We start from the raw sequence: 15521 nt of genomic DNA, 5'->3' as shown, positions 1-15521 counted from the left end.
CGGCATGGCCTCCGCACCCTGCCGGGGCCGCCCGGCCGCCCGTACCGCCGCTGCCGGGCCCGGCACGTGCGGCGGGCGCGCCGGGCACGCCCGCCGCACCGCCGTCGTGCTGCCGTTCGGCGCGGCGGCCGTGCTGGGCGTCCTCGGCCTGCTCGGCGTACTGCTCGCCGGCGCCGTCCCGGCTTCGGCGCACGCCGTGCTGACCGGGAGCGCTCCGCGGCAGGGTGCGGTGGCCGACCGGGCGCCGGAGGAGGTGGTGCTCACCTTCTCCGAAAGCGTCACCCTGTCCCGCGACGCGATCCGGGTGCTCGGCCCGGACGCCTCGCGGGCCGACACCGGCGGGCCGCGTGACCTGGGCACGGGCGGCACCGTCCGGCACGGCGTCGACCTGCGGCCGGGGCTGCCCGACGGCACCTACACCGTCGCCTGGCGGGCCGTCTCCGCCGACGGCCATCCGGTCTCGGGCGCGTTCACCTTCTCCGTCGGTGCCCCCTCGGCGACCGCTGCGGCCCTGCCGGACGACCGGCCGGGCGGCGGACTCACCGGCCTTCTCCATGCCATCGCGCGGTACGCCGCCTACGCGGGCTTCGTCCTGTTCGTCGGCGGGGCCGCGTTCCTCCTGAGCTGCCGGCCGTCCACGGCCTCCGTACCGGCGCTGCGGCGGCTGGTGGTGCGGGGCTGGGCCGTGGTCACCGCGGCCACCTTCGCGCTGCTTCTGCTGCGCGGGCCGTACACCGAGGGCGGCGGACTCACCGCGATGTTCGATCCGGGTTCGCTGCGGGACGTGGTGGCGACGACCGCCGGGACCGCGCTCGTCTCCCGGCTGCTGCTGCTCGCGGTGGCCGCGTTCGGTGTGGCGGTCCTCGTCTCCCCGGGCCAGTGGTCCGCGGGACCCCGGGAGGAAGCCGACGGAGAGGGGGCGGTGCGAGGGCACGGGAATCCGCGCTTCTGGCTCGCGAAGGCCGGCGGAGTGGTCGTCGCCGTCGGCCTGGCGGCCACTTGGGCCGCCGCCGAGCACGCGTCGACCGGTCCACAGCCGTGGCTGGCCGTGCCGGTGGACATGCTCCATCTGCTGGCCGTGGCGCTCTGGCTGGGCGGCCTGGCGGCACTCCTGCTGACGCTGCACCGGGGACCGGCGGCGGAACGGCCGGTGGTGCTGCGGTTCTCCCGGGTGGCGCTCGGCAGTGTGCTGGTGCTCGCCTCGACCGGGCTGTACCAGTCCTGGCGGCAGGTGGGCTCGTGGGACGCCCTCACCACCACCTCGTTCGGACGGCTGCTGCTGGCCAAGGCCGGGCTGGTCGCCCTGATGCTGGTCTTCGCCCGCTGGTCCCGGCAGCGCATCGGCCTGCTGCCGGACGGGCCCGCGGCCCCCGCCGAGGAGCGGCGGGAGCACACCGCGGCCGCGCCGGGCGGGGTCCCGGCGCCCGGCGCCGAACCGGAGCCCGCACCGGAGACGGTGCGGGACGAACGGCCGGCGCCGGCCTCCGGCGGCGCCTCTTCCGTCACCGCTCCGGTGGACGCCGAGCGGGCCGTCCAGCTCGCCCGCCAGCGGGCCGCCCTCCAAGCGGCCCGCGAGCGGCGGGCCCGCGACGCCGACCCGGAGCGGACCCGGCTCCGCCGCTCGGTGCTGGCCGAGGCGGGCGTGGCCGCTCTCGTGCTCGCCGTCACGACCGCGCTGACGAGCACGGAACCGGCCCGTACGGAGGCACGGGCGGTCCGCGCCTCCGCAGGCAGCCCTGCGGCGTTCGGGCGGCCGGTCCTGCTCGACATTCCCTTCGACACCGGCGGCGAGGAGGGGGCCGGCACAGCCGGACTCCATCTCTTCGATCCCGCCAGCACCTGCGGCAACAGCCTCCATGTCTGGCTGGAGGATCCGGACGGCGAACCACTGGACGCGGCCGAGGTGAAGCTCGCCTTCACCCTCCCCGCCGAGGACATCGGACCGCTTCCGGTGAAGCTGGCCAGGCTCGGCGCGGGCCACTGGTCCGCCGCCGGGTTCCAGCTCCCCATGACAGGCACCTGGAAGGCATCCCTCACCGTGCGGACCTCCGACACGGACCAGACCACCGAGACCCGGAACGTGAAGATCGGCTGATGAACACTTCTCCCCTCTCCAGGCGCGCACTCCTCGGAACCGCGGGCGCGGCCGGTGCCGCCGGCCTCGTCGCCGGCGCGGCGGGCGGCGTGGCGGGCACCGCGCTCGCCGGTGACGACGCCCCGGCGCTCAGCACCGTGGGCTCCACCACCGTGATGTTTCACGGGAAACATCAGGCCGGCATCATCGGCGCCCCGCAGTCACGCGGGCATCTGGCCGCCTTCGATCTGCTGCCGGACGCCGGCCGGAAGGGGGCGGCCGCCCTTCTGCGCCGCTGGTCCCGGACGGCCGAGCGGCTGACCGCGGGCCGTGCGGCCGCGGACGACACCGGGATCGCCCTGGACGCCGGCCCGTCCTCCCTCACCGTCACCTTCGGCTTCGGGCACAGCTTCTTCGGTCGCACGGGACTGGAGGATCACCGCCCCGCCGCACTCGATCCGCTGCCCGCGTTCTCGTCCGATGCCCTGGACCCGCGGCGCAGCAACGGCGATCTGTGGGTCCAGATCGGCGCCGACGACGCACTGGTCGCCTTCAACGCCCTGCGCGCCCTCCAGAAGGACGCCGCGGGGACGGCCCGGGTCCGCTGGCAGATGAACGGCTTCAACCGCTCCGCCGGGGCGACGGCCCGGCCGATGACCACGCGCAATCTGATGGGCCAGGTCGACGGCACCCGGAATCCGCGACCGGAGGAGGCGGACTTCCAGCAGCGGGTCTTCGTGCCCGAGGGCGGCGGGGCGAAGGATCCGGAATGGATGGCGCACGGCTCGTACGCCGTGGTACGGCGTATCCGGATGCTGCTCGACGACTGGGAAGAACTGTCGCGGGAGGAGCAGGAACGGGTGATCGGGCGCCGCAAGGACAACGGTGCGCCGCTGTCGGGCGGCACCGAGACCACGCCCCTGGACCTGGAGAAGACCGGCTCCGACGGCCGGCCCGTCGTCCCCGCCAACGCGCACGCCCGGATCTCGATGCCGGAGACGAACGGCGGGGCCGCCATGCTGCGGCGTCCCTTCTCCTTCCACGACGGCTACGACGCGAAAGGGGTTCCGGACGCGGGTCTGCTGTTCGTCTGCTGGCAGGCGGACCCGCTGCGCGGCTTCATCCCCGTGCAGCGCAAGCTGGACCGGGGCGACGCGCTGTCGCCCTTCATCCGGCACGAGGCGAGCGGCCTCTTCGCGGTGCCGGGCGGTTGCGGGCCGGACGGCTACGTGGGCCGGGAGCTGCTGGAGGGATGAGCCCGTACGGGGAGCGGCGAGCGCCGTACGAGGCCGCGCGGGGAGCACTCCCGGCCGGCGGGCCGGTCTCCCCGGCCGCCGGTATGGTGGGAGGCTCCCCATGAGAAGGAGCCCCGCAGCGATGTCCGTCAGCCGCTACACGTATCTGGGCCCCGAGGGCACCTTCACGGAGGCCGCGCTCAGGACCCTGCCGGAGGCGGCGACGCGCGAACTGGTGCCGATGGTCTCCGTCCCGGCCGCGCTCGACGCGGTGCGGTCCGGGGAGGCGGCTGCCGCGCTGGTCCCGATCGAGAACTCGGTCGAGGGAGGGGTCACCGCCACTCTCGACGAGCTGGCCACCGGCAGGCCTCTGATGATCTACCGCGAGGTGCTGCTGCCGATCTCCTTCGCGCTGCTCGTCCGGCCCGGCACCGAGCTGACCGACGTGAAGACGGTGACGGGGCACCCGGTGGCGCAGCCGCAGGTCCGCAAGTGGCTGTCGGCGCACCTCCCGGACGTCCAGTGGGAGTCCGCGGCCTCCAACGCCGACGGAGCCCGGCTGGTGCAGGAGGGGCGGTACGACGCGGCTTTCGCGGGGGAGTTCGCGGCAGCGACATACGGGCTGAAGCCGCTGGTCACCGATATCCATGACGCGCAGAACGCGGTGACCCGCTTCGTACTGGCCGGCCGGCCCGCCCGGCCCGCGGCGCGGACCGGTGCCGACAAGACGTCCGTGGTGATCTGGCTGGGTGATGACCATCCCGGAGCACTGCTGGAACTGCTCCAGGAGTTCGCGGCCCGCGGGGTCAACATGATGCGCATCGAGTCGCGTCCGACCGGCGAGGGAATCGGCCGGTACTGCTTCTCCGTGGACTGTGAGGGGCACATCACGGACCGCCGGGTGGGCGAGGCCCTGATGGGTCTGAAACGGATCTGCCCCAGGGTTCGTTTCCTCGGCTCCTATCCGCGCGCCGGTGTGACGCCGGAGGAACTGCCGCCGCTGCGGCGCGGGACCACGGACGAGGAGTTCTCGGCCGCCTCCGACTGGCTGACGCGCTGTCTCGACGGGCGGAGTTGAGCGTCCGTTGCGGGCCGGTGTGGCCCGAGCGGCAGGAATGAGCACTGCGGCCGGCTGTGTACAGCACGCCGAGTTATCCACAGGCTGGAGTGCCCGCCTGGGGACAAGTCGACACGAGAATCGGACATAATCGACAAAACGCCCCATGATCTCCACTTTCCTCCACAATGCCGCTGATCCCTTTTCGTCAGCACAATTCTTCGCGAGCACTCCATGGAGTGAGGCATTACCGCCCGAAAGAGTGTGTGGAATGGGTTTGAGACGGGAATCCATCGGCCCGCACGAAAGAAGCAGGAATGATCAATTCCGACTTCCACAGCCCTCGCGCACACCCTGTGGATAAACCCTCCACCCCCGCCCCCACCTGTGGAAAACCCGCGCGGCGAAATGCCTCCCCGGCAACTCCCCAGCCCTCCGCCCGATCGGCCCCGTTCACCGCCCGGCCACCCGCGGCGGCATCGGCAGCCGGCCACGGAGTCCATTCCGGCTCACCTCACCCTTTTCCCTTTTCAAAGCAAAAGGGACAAAACGCTCCCGGGAATATCGGTGTCGAGGGTCAGGGGCCCGCACCGGTAGCCTGGAGCCGTGATTGACCTTCGCCAGCTCCGTGAGGACCCCGACCGTGTCCGCGCGTCCCAGCGCGCCCGTGGAGAGGACGTCGGCCTCGTCGACGCCCTGCTCTCCGCCGATGAGCGGCGCAGGTCGTCCGGCGTCCGCTTCGACGAACTCCGCTCCGAGCAGAAGGCGCTCGGCAAGCTGATCCCCAAGGCCTCCGGTGAGGAGAAGGCGGAGCTGCTGAAGAAGGCCGGCGAGCTCTCCGCCGCCGTCAAGGCCGCCGACGCCGAGCAGAACGAGGCCGCCGAGGAGACCCAGCGCCTGCTGAGCGGGCTCGGCAACCTCGTCCACCCCGAGGTACCCGTCGGCGGCGAGGACGACTTCACCGTCCTGGAGACCATCGGGGCGGCGCGCGACTTCGAGGCCGAGGGCTTCCGGCCGAGGGACCACCTGGAGCTGGGACAGCTGCTCGGCGCGATCGACGTCGAGCGCGGTGCCAAAGTCTCCGGCTCCCGCTTCTACTACCTGACGGGGATCGGCGCCCTGCTGGAGCTGGCGCTCGTCAACGCCGCCATCGCACAGGCGACCGAGGCCGGCTTCATCCCGATGCTGACCCCGGCGCTGGTCAAGCCGCGCGCCATGGAGGGCACCGGCTTCCTGGGCCAAGCCGCGGAGAACGTCTACCACCTGGAGAAGGACGACTTCTACCTGGTCGGCACCTCCGAGGTACCGCTCGCCGCCTACCACATGGACGAGATCCTCGACGCGGACCGGCTGCCGCTGCGCTACGCGGGCTTCTCGCCCTGCTTCCGCCGCGAGGCCGGTACCTACGGCAAGGACACCCGCGGCATCTTCCGCGTCCACCAGTTCGACAAGGTGGAGATGTTCTCCTACGTCACCCCGGAGGACTCCGAGGCGGAGCACCGGCGGCTGCTGGAGTGGGAAAAGCAGTGGCTCACCGGTCTGGAACTGCCCTTCCGCGTGATCGACGTGGCCACCGGTGACCTCGGGGCCTCCGCCTCCCGCAAGTTCGACTGCGAGGCCTGGATTCCCGCACAGGGCAAATACCGCGAGCTCACCTCCGCCTCCAACTGCACCGAGTTCCAGGCCCGCCGGCTGTCGGTGCGGATGCGCGACGGCAAGCACGTCCGCCCGCTGGCCACCCTCAACGGCACCCTCTGTGCCGTACCCCGCACCATCGTCGCGCTGCTGGAGAACCACCAGCGGCCGGACGGCTCGGTCCGCGTACCGGAGATGCTCCGCCCCTTCCTGGGCGGCCGCGAGACCCTGGAGCCCGTGACCGCGTGAGCGCCCCCGCCACCGCCCGCCCGGACGCCCCGGGCGGGCATCTCCCCTACCGGCTGATCGCCACCGATCTCGACGGCACCCTGCTGCGCGGCGACGACACCGTCTCGCCGCGCTCACGGGACGCGCTGGCGGCGGCCACCGCCGCGGGCGCCGCGCACATCGTCGTCACCGGCCGCGCGGTGCCCTGGGCGCGGCACGTCCTCGACGACCTGGGATACCGGGGGCTCGCGGTGTGCGGACAGGGAGCGCAGGTCTACCACGCGGGCGAGCACCGGCTGCTGACCTCCGTCACCCTCGACCGGCAGCTCGCCGGGCTGGCCGTCGCCAAGATCGAGGCGGAGACCGGGCCGCTGGCCCTGGCCGCGAGCCGGGACGGACTGGACGGCGAGGTGCTGGTCGGCCCCGGCTACCGAGCGCAGGGTCCGTTGCCGTACCTCACCTTCCAGGACATGGACGAGGTCTGGTCCGCGCCGCTCAACAAGCTCTACATCCAGCACCGGGAGCTGGACGACGACTCCCTCGCCCGGGTCGCGCGCACCGTCGCCGGGCATCTGGTGGGCGTGGTGATGTCCGGGGCGGGCATCGTGGAGCTGCTGCCGCTGGGGCTCAGCAAGGCCACGGGGCTCTCCCTGGCCGCCCGCCGGCTCGGGCTGCGGGCGGCGGACACCATCGCGTTCGGCGACATGCCCAACGACATCCCGATGTTCGGCTGGGCCGGCTACGGCGTCGCCATGGCCAACGCGCACGCCGAACTGAAGTCCGTCGCCGACGAGGTCACGGCCTCCAACGACGAGGACGGCATCGCCGTCGTCGTGGAACGCCTCTTCGGCTGAACCCCCGGGTTCGCGGTCTCCGACTCCCCCGGCCGGATCTCCGGCCGCGCGTGACCGCCGCGCCGGCGGCTCGTTGGCCACCGTGCGTGGAGGCAACTGGAGTTCGAGGCGTCGAGAGTACGTGAAGTGGCGGATTGCCGGGCGGCAGAACCGGTCATCGAGTACGTGGTCGCATGAGCAGCCTTCGCTCCTGGTCCCTGGATACGGGGAGGTTCCCCAACCGTTCCGGAAGGAAGGGGGAGGCACTCTCATGCCACCCGAATCCGCACTGCTCAAATCCCGCGCGCTCCGCGACAGCCTCGCCGTGCGCACGGGCGTGCTCGACAAGGTCAAGGCCCTGTCGATGCTCCCGGACGGCCTGCACGTCACGACGCGCATGGTCGCCGGATACTTCGAAGTGAGCGAAGACGTGATCCGGCAACTCGTGGCGCGCCACCGCGCCGAGCTGTCATCCAATGGCATGGTCACGCTCCGAGGCGCTGACCTGCGTCGATTTAAGCAGGACATCCTGTCACGCCATTCAGGAGGGGGTTATCCACAGGCCAGGTCGAACCTGGGGATCTTCACCCGCCGTGCTGTACTCAACGTGGCGATGCTGCTGCGGGACAGCCCCGTCGCGCGCGAGGTCCGCGGGTACCTCCTCGACGTCGAGGAGCACCCCGGCACCCCGCGCACGGGGAGTCATCCATCCCGGTACCGCTCACTCGAAGCCAGGGTGACCGTCGTCGAGTCCTGCCGCGCCGATGTCGGGGCCGCGCTGCGCGATCTCGGTCCGGTCCTGCGCAGGACCTCCGACCGGCTGGACCGGATCGACGCGCGGCTCGACATGATGGACCGCCGCCTCGCGTTCATGGACCGGCGGCTGGACCACACCAACGACGTCGTCTGCGCGATGAGCGAGCGCATGGCCGGCCTGGATGCCGGGCTGCGGCAGCTTCAGCAGGAGACGGCTCGGTGCCCGCGCCCGCGGGGCGGCCGGCGCTGACGGTCGTCCCCGTCCAAGCACGGCCGGGGCCGGGGCGCGTACCTGTGAGGTGCGCGCCCCGGCCTGTCCCGTTCCCGCCGTCCCGCCGTGCCGGTCCCACCGGCCTGTCGTTCCGGTGCCCCATGGCCCCGTCCGCCCGGCCCGTCCGCCCGGCCCGTCCGGCGCCCGCGTCCGCAGCCCTCGGCTCACTCCTCCCCGGCCAGCTTCAGCACGCGCAATTTCTGTCCCGCGTACCAGGTGGCGACGGCCGTGACGACGGTCAGCAGCACCACCGCCGGGACCAGGCCGACGTCGGAGGTCACCAGTCCGCCGTCCGCGGTCTTCTGCGCGAGGGCCAGCGCCCACTGCTGCACACTGAGCGTCCGGGCGCCCTCGATCAGGCTCCCGAACAGGGATTCCCACACCAGCGCGTAGACGAGTCCGGCGACGACGGCGTGCCGGGTGACCGTGCCGAGCAGCAGGAAGACGGCACTGTAGGCGACGGAGGCGACCGCGGCGGCCAGCGCGTAGGCGACGGCGACGTTCTGGCTGTTGCCGTTGAGGACGAACCCGGCGATCAGGGTGGGCACCGCGGAGAAGACGACCGTCACCGCGATCGCCACCAGCAGTTTGGTGACGATGATGGTGGGCCGCTTCACCGGTTTGGCGAGCAGGTAGACGATCGAGCCGTCGTCGATCTCGGGACCGATCGCTCCCGTGCCGGCGATGACGCCGATGAGCGGGACCATCGTGGCGAGGGCGAAGCCGCCCAGCACGTCGGCGGCGATCTGGTCGTCGACTCCCGCCAGTTGGCGCACCGCCACCGCGATGAGCAGCAGCAGTGCGGGGAGGAGGAAGAGGATCAGCGCCCGGCGGCGGCCGAGCAGGCCCCGGTAGGTGAGCCGGGCGACCGTGGAGTTGTACATCGGTTCGGGCTCCTTCAAGCCGCAGGGCCGCTCAGGCCGTTACGAGGTAGGAGAAGACGCTCTCCAGGGACTCGTCGGAGGGCGAGACCGTGAGGAGCCGGATGCCGTGCTCGCGGGCGACCCGCGGCAGCAGTTCGGTGAAGCGGGGGAAGTCGACGGCCTGGACGTGCAGGGCCCCGTCCGCCCGGTCGATCTCGATGCCGGCCGTGGACGGATCGGCGATCAGCGCGGCGGCCAGGGAACGGTCGTCGCTGGACCGGATGAGGTAGCGGTGCGGGCGGTCCGTCATCAGGCGGCGGATCTTCCGGAAGTCGCCGGAGGCCGCGTGCCGGCCGGCGACGATCACCTCGATGTGCTGGGCGAGTTGCTCGACCTCCTCCAGGATGTGCGAGGAGAAGAGCACGGTGCGGCCCTCGTCCCCCATCCGCCGCAGCAGTTCCATGAGCTGCATCCGCTGGCGCGGGTCCATACCGTTGAAGGGCTCGTCGAGCAGCAGGACGGACGGCTCGTGGACCAGCGCGGAGGCCATCTTCACGCGCTGCCGCATGCCCTTGCTGTACGTGGCGATCTTCCGGTTCTGCGCGTACTCCATCTCGACGGTGGCCAGCGCCCGCCCGGCCGCCGCGCCGGGGTCCTTCAGCCCGTGCAGCTCGGCGTTGGCGAGCACGAACTCCCGTCCCGTCAGGAAGTCGTACATCGACTCCCGTTCCGGCACGATGCCGATCCGCCGGTACGCCTCCTCGTTGCGCCAGACCGCCGTCTCGTCGAGGGTGACGGCGCCGGTCGACGGGGCGAGGAAGCCGGCCATCATGTTGATGAGGGTGGATTTCCCCGCGCCGTTGGGACCGAGCAGGCCGGTGACACCGGGACCGATGGTCATGGTGATGTCGTTGACGGCGACCACGTTGCCGAACCAGCGGGAGACGTGGTCGATCTTGAGGGTGGTCACAGCCCGACCTTCCGGTAGCGGCGCATCAGCAGCGCGTGGGAACCGGCGATCAGCCCGAGGACCACCGCCGGGTAGACGATTCCGGCGAGCACGCCGGACGGCCCCTCGCCGCCGGGGAAGGCGGAGTCCGCGCCGAGGAACAGCGACTGCACACCGTCGACGAGGGTGACCGGCGAGAACAGGCCGAGCCAGCCGATGGCCTGCTCGTTGCCCTGTTCCCAGGCGATCGCCTGGACGGTGCTCACCGCGCCGTAGGAGATGGTCATCACGGCGATGACGGCGGCGACACCGAAGCCCCGGCGGGGGGTGAGCGCGGCGACGACCAGCCCGATACCGGCGAAGAGCACGGACAGCACGGCGACCGAGGCCAGTCCCTGGCCGAAGCCCTTGGTCTGGTCGGCGAAGTCCAGCTTGGCCAGCAGCGCGCCCGCGTAGAGGACGACGAGCGGTGCCGCGGTCAGCAGGAACAGGGCCGAGGCCATCGCCGCGTACTTGGCGGCCACGTAGTCCACTCGCTCGATCGGCCGGGAGAAGTAGAGCGGCACGGTGCGGAACCGCAGGTCGCGGGAGACGGACTGCGGGGCCTGGGCGGCGAGGTAGAGGCCGATGACGGCCTGGAGGTAGATCGCGTACCGCGTGTATTCGAGCGGCAGTTCCTTCATGTCGGTCGCCACGGCGACCGAGACGATGATGCCCGCCGGCAGGCACATCACCGCGAGCAGCAGCATCGGCAGGACCTTGGACTTGGCCGACCGGCCGAGCCCGTACGCGCCGCGCAGGCTCTGGGAGAAGAGCGAGAGCCGGGCGTAGGAGCGCCCGAGGCGGGGGCCGTCGTAGCGGCGGTAGCCGATGTTGTGGATGCGGGTCGGGTCGGCGGACGGGTCCGCCGTGGGTGCCGTGCTCTCAGGCGGCATCGCGGCCACCTCCGTTCCGTCCGTCCGTGTTCCGGGTGTGCGGCGGGGCCGAGGGACCGGGCCCGGCGGTCCCGGAGGGCTCCCCGGGGCGGAAGACCTCCGCGATGTGGTGGCGGCGCTGTTCCATGCGCACCAGGCCGAGTCCCAGTCCGGCCACGGTGTCGCGGACGGTGTCGTACGTCGCGTCGCTCTCGGCGTCCAGGAGCAGCACCCGGCCCGCGCCGGGCGCGTGTCCGCCGGCGGCGTGGCGGACCCCCGCGCGGGCCAGTGCCTCCGCCAGTGCGGCCGTGCCGTCGGGGTGCTGTTCGGTGTCCGTGACCTCGACCGCGATGACCGCGGTCTTCTGGGTGAAGTCGCTGGTGGAGCTGGAGCGCAGCAGGGCGCCGCCGTCGATGACGACGACGTGGTCGCAGGTGCGTTCGAGCTCGCCGAGGAGGTGGGAGGTCACCAGCACGGAGATGCCGAAGTCGGTGTGGACGCGGCGGATGAGGGCCAGCATCTCGTCCCGGCCGACGGGGTCGAGGCCGTTCGTCGGCTCGTCCAGCAGGACCAGTTGCGGATCGTGAACCAGCGCCTGGGCGAGCTTGACCCGTTGCTTCATTCCGGTGGAGTAGCCGCCGATGGGGCGGTACCGCTCTTCGTAGAGGCCAACGTGCCGCAGGGTGTCGGCGGTGCGTTCGCGCGCGGCGGCGGGCGGCAGCCCCGATATCCTCGCCATGTGCACGACGAACTCGGTCGCGGACACGTCGGGCGGCAGGCAGTCGTGCTCGGGCATGTAGCCGACCCGTTCCCGGATGGCACTGCCCTCGCCGGCCACATCGAGGCCGAGCACGGCGGCCCGCCCCTCGGTCGCCGGGGACAGCCCGAGCAGGATCTTGATCAGAGTCGACTTACCGGCCCCGTTGGCGCCCACCAGGCCGGTCACGCCCGGTCCGATGGTCATGGAGAGCCGGTCGAGCGCGGTCACCTTGGGGAACCGCTTGCTGAGGCTTTCGGTCACGATCACAGTCACGGCAACGACGGTAGTGGCGTGCACCACACCGGGCGTCAGCCCTGGCGGCTGTCTCCGCGTCCACCTCCAGGTGTAGGGACCCGTAAGGGCTGTACACCAAAGTTGTTACCACTGGTAACGTCGCACGACGCGGAGAAGCCCGGAACCCGGGGGCTCCCTGAGGCCGGAGGGCGGTGCCGGATGACCGGTGACATGCGCGAACACTGGGTGCGGAGCGAAGGCGGCGTACGGCTGTGCGTGACCGGGCTGGGAAAGCCCGGGCAGCCGGTGCTGATCCTGCTCCACGGCTACCCGGACAGCAAGGAGGTCTGGACCGAGGTCGCACGGCGGCTGGCCGACCGGTTCCATGTCGTCCTCTACGACGTGCGCGGCTGCGGCCGCTCCACCGCGCCCCGGCCGCTGCGCGGCGGTTACACCCTGGAGAAGCTGACCGCCGACTTCCTCGCCGTGGCGGACGCGGTGAGCCCCGGACGGCCCGTCCATCTCGCCGGCCACGACTGGGGCTCGGTGCAGGGCTGGGAGTTCGTCACCACGGCCGCCGCGGACCGCATCGCTTCCTTCACCTCGGTCTCCGGCCCGTCCCTGGACCACTTCGGCCACTGGGCCGCACGCCGGCGGAGCGGGGCGCTCGGTGCGCGCGGCGTCCGCGAACTGCTCGGCCAGCGCCTGCGCTCCTGGTACGTCTACGCCCTGCACACGCCGCGCCTCCCCGAACTGGCCTGGCGCGGACCGCTCGCCCGCCGGTGGCCCGGCATCCTGCGCCGCCTGGAGAAGCTGCCCGCCGACGGCTACCCGCTTCCCTCCCTGTCCCGGGACGCCGCCCACGGCGCATGGCTCTACCGCGACAACTTCCGCGCCCGCACCCGGTACCCACGCGCCGACGCCCGGGCCCGGGTGCCCGTGCAGCTCGTCGTCCCCACCGGCGACGTCTTCCTCTCCGAACGTCTCTATGACGACCTCGACCGGTGGGCACCCCGGCTCGTGCGCCGGAGCGCAGCGGCCGGCCACTGGGTGATCCGGACCCAGCCGGAGCGGATGGCCGACTGGATCGCCTCGTTCGCCCTGGAGGCCGGCGCCTCCGCCGGCTTCCCGGCCGCGGAGCCTCCCGCGGGCTGACACACTCCCACCATGGAGCCGCCCCCGCACCTGCCCAGCACCGAGGCCGCCGTCACCGCCCTCCGGCAGATCGCGCGCGAGTTCGAGCTGACGGTACGGGTGACCGACGACATCGGGGCCGACCGCTCGGCGCGGCGGACCGCCGCCGGGGCCTTCGCCGTCACCGACGAGGACGGCTCCCTGCCGCACGAGGCCCATGTCGAACTGACCGGCTCACCCGGAGTGGAGGTCGAGCTGTACTCCGAGGGCGACGCCAAGATCACCGTCGACGGCGTCGAGTTCCACGACCTCCCGCGCGCTGTGGTGCCGGACTTCCTCCGCGCCGTGTACGGGGGAACGGCCCATGTGCGGGGCCGCCTCCTCCCACCGGGCTACTGGCTCGTCGTCCCGCTGCCGGGCGGACCCTGCTACAGGGAACTCGTGCTCTCCGGGCCGCTGCTGTCCCCCTGGCTGCGCCGGTCGGTGCGCTGAGCCGGGCAGCACCGCGGGCCCCACAGCGGGCAATGGGGCCGGCGGGCCGCTCCCGGCCCCCCACCGGGGGGCCGCGCGGGGCGGACGTAGGCTCGGATCATGAGCCCGCGCCTGAGCACCGTGATCCTCCCCGTCAACCGCTGGGACGAGGGAGGCCGTGTCACATGGCAGCGCGCCGAGGAGCTGGGGTTCCACACCGCGTACACCTACGACCACCTGTCCTGGCGGTCCTTTCGCAACGGCCCCTGGTTCGGCGCCGTGCCCACCCTCACGGCCGCGGCCGCGGCGACCCGCCGGCTGCGCCTGGGCACCCTCGTGACCTCACCGAATTTCCGGCATCCCGTGACGCTGGCCAAGGAGTTGATCACGCTCGACGACATCTCGGGCGGACGGTTCACCCTGGGCATCGGGGCGGGGGGCAGCGGCTTCGACGCCACCGCGCTCGGGCAGCAGCCGTGGAGTCCGCGGGAGCGGGCGGACCGGTTCGGCGAGTTCGTGCCCCTGCTGGACCGGCTGCTGACCGAGGACTCGGTATCGCAGCGGGGCGCCTTCTACACCGCGGGGGAGGCCGTGAACCTTCCCGGCTGTGTCCAGCGGCCCCGGCTGCCCTTCGCCGTCGCCGCGACCGGTCCGCGGGGGATGAGGCTGGCCGCGCGGTACGGACAGGCGTGGGTGACGACGGGCGACCCGAAGATCTGCGAGACGGGCACCCCCGAGCAGTCGGACGAGGCGTTGCGCGGCCAGCTCCGGAGACTCGCCGGGGCCTGCGCGGAGCTCGGCCGGGACGTGGCGGACCTGGACCGGATCCTGCTGACCGGCTTCACCCCGGACCGGGCCCGTCCCCTGGAGTCCCTGGGCGCCTTCGTGGACTTCGCCGGGCGGCACCAGGAGCTGGGCTTCACGGAGATCGTGGTGCACTGGCCGATCCCCGGTTCGGATTTCGCCGCCGACCAGGCCGTCTTCGAGACGATCGCCACCGAGGCCGCCCAGCAGCTGGGCTGACACGGGCGGTCACCGTGCCGCGCCCTCCGCACGATGCCCGATGGGAACGGGGACCCGTGGTACGGCCCGTACAGCGGGTGCGCAAGTGACCACGGGCGTCGCACGGCGGCGTGCTCCGTGTCCCCCGTGACGCTCCCTTGTGCGCACCATCGCACGCTTGTGCGCGCATATGCGCGAAGATGGAGGGGTGACCTCAGCTACCGAGCGGCCCGAGCCGCACCACCCGGCCCCCACCGGAGCCGGCGCCCCGGCCGCCACGACCGGGCCCGTACGGCTGATCGCCACCGACCTCGACGGCACCCTGCTCCGGGACGACAAGACGGTCTCCGACCGGACGGTCTCCGCACTGGCCGCCGCCGAGAAGGCAGGCATCGAGGTCTTCTTCGTGACCGGCAGGCCGGCGCGCTGGATGGATGTCGTCAGCGACCATGTGCACGGCCACGGCCTGGCGATCTGCGCCAACGGCGCGGCCGTCGTCGACCTGCACCGGGGCGGGCTCGTCGTGGAGGTACGCCCCCTGCACCGCCTCGCCGCGATGGACGTGGTCGGCGCGCTGCGCGCCGCCGCGCCGGACACCTCGTTCGCCGTCGAACTGACCACCGGGCTCCACTACGAGCCGGACTACCCGCCGTTCCACCTCGATCCCGGGGCCACGGTGGACGCCGCCGAACGCCTCCTCGCCGCGGACGCGTGGCACGCGGAGACGCCGGTGCTCAAGCTGCTGGCCCACCACCCGGGGATGCCCCCGGACGACTACCTCGCCCTGGCCCGGGAGACGGCGGGAGCGCACGCCTCCTTCACCCGTTCCAGTCCCACCGCGCTGCTGGAGATCAGCGGGCTGGGGGTCAGCAAGGCCTCCACGCTCGCGCAGTGCTGCGCGGAGCGCGGTATCTCCCCCGGTGAGGTGGTGGCGTTCGGCGACATGCCCAACGACTTGGAGATGCTGAGCTGGGCGGGCAGCTCCTACGCGATGGCCAACGCCCATCCCTCCGTGCTGGCGGCCACATCGGCCCGCACGGCCGCCAACGGGGAGGACGGTGTCGCGATCGTCATCGAGCGCATCCTGGAGGAGCAGGCGTAGCCG

Annotated in this window: 13 protein-coding genes and 1 pseudogene; 10 read left to right on the top strand and 4 right to left on the bottom strand. The window is 72.4% G+C overall.

The genetic code is table 11. The annotated features are described in order from the left end of the window. The first annotated feature begins 4 nt into the window (after window positions 1-4). From KBZ10_RS01960 to KBZ10_RS01935, 6 genes are all read left to right on the top strand, one after another. Entirely contained in the window at window positions 5-2095 is a 2091-nt protein-coding gene (locus KBZ10_RS01960; protein WP_210985670.1) for a copper resistance protein CopC, read from the top strand. Then, window positions 2095-3330, top strand: coding sequence for an iron uptake transporter deferrochelatase/peroxidase subunit (efeB, locus tag KBZ10_RS01955; RefSeq protein ID WP_210985669.1), 1236 nt, complete (start codon window positions 2095-2097; stop codon window positions 3328-3330). The genes KBZ10_RS01960 and efeB overlap by 1 nt, the downstream gene beginning before the upstream one ends. 121 nt (window positions 3331-3451) lie before the next feature. Next, window positions 3452-4387 carry a prephenate dehydratase gene (gene pheA, locus KBZ10_RS01950; RefSeq protein ID WP_210985767.1) on the top strand — a complete coding sequence of 312 codons (936 nt, stop codon included), beginning with the start codon at window positions 3452-3454 and terminating at the stop codon, window positions 4385-4387. Between the two features lie 585 nt (window positions 4388-4972). Continuing rightward, window positions 4973-6250, top strand: a complete 1278-nt coding sequence (gene serS, locus KBZ10_RS01945; RefSeq protein ID WP_210985668.1) for a serine--tRNA ligase — start codon at window positions 4973-4975, stop codon at window positions 6248-6250. After that, window positions 6247-7083 carry an HAD family hydrolase gene (locus KBZ10_RS01940; protein WP_210985667.1) on the top strand — a complete coding sequence of 279 codons (837 nt, stop codon included), beginning with the start codon at window positions 6247-6249 and terminating at the stop codon, window positions 7081-7083. The genes serS and KBZ10_RS01940 overlap by 4 nt, the downstream gene beginning before the upstream one ends. Window positions 7084-7333: 250 nt before the next feature. Then, window positions 7334-8068: a hypothetical protein gene (locus KBZ10_RS01935; protein ID WP_210985666.1), complete on the top strand. Its 735-nt coding sequence runs from the start codon at window positions 7334-7336 to the stop codon at window positions 8066-8068. Window positions 8069-8253: 185 nt separating this feature from the next. On the opposite strand, the gene KBZ10_RS01930 is transcribed toward KBZ10_RS01935, so the two are convergent. The 4 genes from KBZ10_RS01930 to KBZ10_RS01915 are packed head-to-tail and all read right to left on the bottom strand — an operon-like array spanning window position 8254 to window position 11842. After that, window positions 8254-8973 carry an ABC transporter permease subunit gene (locus KBZ10_RS01930; protein ID WP_210985665.1) on the bottom strand — a complete coding sequence of 240 codons (720 nt, stop codon included), beginning with the start codon at window positions 8971-8973 and terminating at the stop codon, window positions 8254-8256. 31 nt (window positions 8974-9004) lie between these two features. Continuing rightward, on the bottom strand, window positions 9005-9922 hold the full coding sequence (locus KBZ10_RS01925) for an ABC transporter ATP-binding protein (RefSeq protein WP_210985664.1): 918 nt from the start codon (window positions 9920-9922) through the stop codon (window positions 9005-9007). Further along, complete coding sequence (locus KBZ10_RS01920) at window positions 9919-10836, bottom strand: ABC transporter permease subunit (RefSeq protein ID WP_210985663.1); 918 nt, start codon at window positions 10834-10836, stop codon at window positions 9919-9921. Before KBZ10_RS01920 ends, KBZ10_RS01925 begins: the two co-directional genes overlap by 4 nt. After that, the gene (locus KBZ10_RS01915) at window positions 10826-11842 is read right to left on the bottom strand and encodes an ABC transporter ATP-binding protein (RefSeq protein WP_374223291.1); all 1017 of its coding nucleotides are present in this window, start codon (window positions 11840-11842) and stop codon (window positions 10826-10828) included. The genes KBZ10_RS01920 and KBZ10_RS01915 overlap by 11 nt, the downstream gene beginning before the upstream one ends. 186 nt (window positions 11843-12028) lie before the next feature. Here KBZ10_RS01915 and KBZ10_RS01910 point away from each other — a divergent pair. The 4 genes and pseudogenes from KBZ10_RS01910 to KBZ10_RS01895 form a co-directional block, all read left to right on the top strand. Next, window positions 12029-12955: pseudogene (locus KBZ10_RS01910) on the top strand (alpha/beta fold hydrolase); the annotation flags it as partial. Window positions 12956-12976: 21 nt separating this feature from the next. Continuing rightward, window positions 12977-13435 (top strand): hypothetical protein, encoded by a 459-nt coding sequence (locus KBZ10_RS01905; RefSeq protein WP_210985660.1) that lies wholly within the window; start codon window positions 12977-12979, stop codon window positions 13433-13435. 99 nt (window positions 13436-13534) lie between these two features. Further along, window positions 13535-14437, top strand: coding sequence for an LLM class flavin-dependent oxidoreductase (locus tag KBZ10_RS01900; RefSeq protein ID WP_210985659.1), 903 nt, complete (start codon window positions 13535-13537; stop codon window positions 14435-14437). 169 nt (window positions 14438-14606) lie between these two features. Continuing rightward, on the top strand, window positions 14607-15518 hold the full coding sequence (locus KBZ10_RS01895; protein ID WP_210985658.1) for an HAD hydrolase family protein: 912 nt from the start codon (window positions 14607-14609) through the stop codon (window positions 15516-15518). Window positions 15519-15521: the final 3 nt, after the last annotated feature.

Origin of the sequence: Streptomyces sp. F63 (genome assembly GCF_018070345.1) — a bacterium.
In the GTDB taxonomy this organism is placed as follows: domain Bacteria; phylum Actinomycetota; class Actinomycetes; order Streptomycetales; family Streptomycetaceae; genus Streptomyces.
Note: the sequence above shows the minus strand (reverse complement) of the source record. Positions and strands in the feature narration are given on the sequence as shown.